1 pseudogene is annotated in these 231 nt (G+C 58.0%); it reads left to right on the top strand.

The annotated features are described in order from the left end of the window. Positions 1-116 (top strand): annotated as a pseudogene (locus ACELLULO517_RS28510) (IS481 family transposase); the annotation flags it as partial. Positions 117-231 lie beyond the last annotated feature (115 nt).

The following is a 231-nucleotide window of genomic DNA, read 5'->3' as shown; positions in this document are numbered from 1 at the left end:
AAGAGGCCACCGTTAAACGCTTCTACTACCAAAGCCACGATCAACTGCGGCGCCACCTGATGGACTTCGTCTCAGCCTATAACTTCGCCCGAAGGCTAAAGACGCTTAGCAGGCTGCGGAAAAGCTAGCAGCGCTTGGCGATAAAGGAGGATTCGTCGCCGAGGTGGAAGCGGATATCGCCGGTGAGGGTTCCATCGTCCTCTAGTTGTGCGTCGCCGTCGCCGGAGGCCT

Origin of the sequence: Acidisoma cellulosilyticum (assembly GCF_020621385.1) — a bacterium.
In the GTDB taxonomy this organism is placed as follows: domain Bacteria; phylum Pseudomonadota; class Alphaproteobacteria; order Acetobacterales; family Acetobacteraceae; genus Acidisoma; species Acidisoma cellulosilyticum.
Note: the sequence above shows the minus strand (reverse complement) of the source record. Positions and strands in the feature narration are given on the sequence as shown.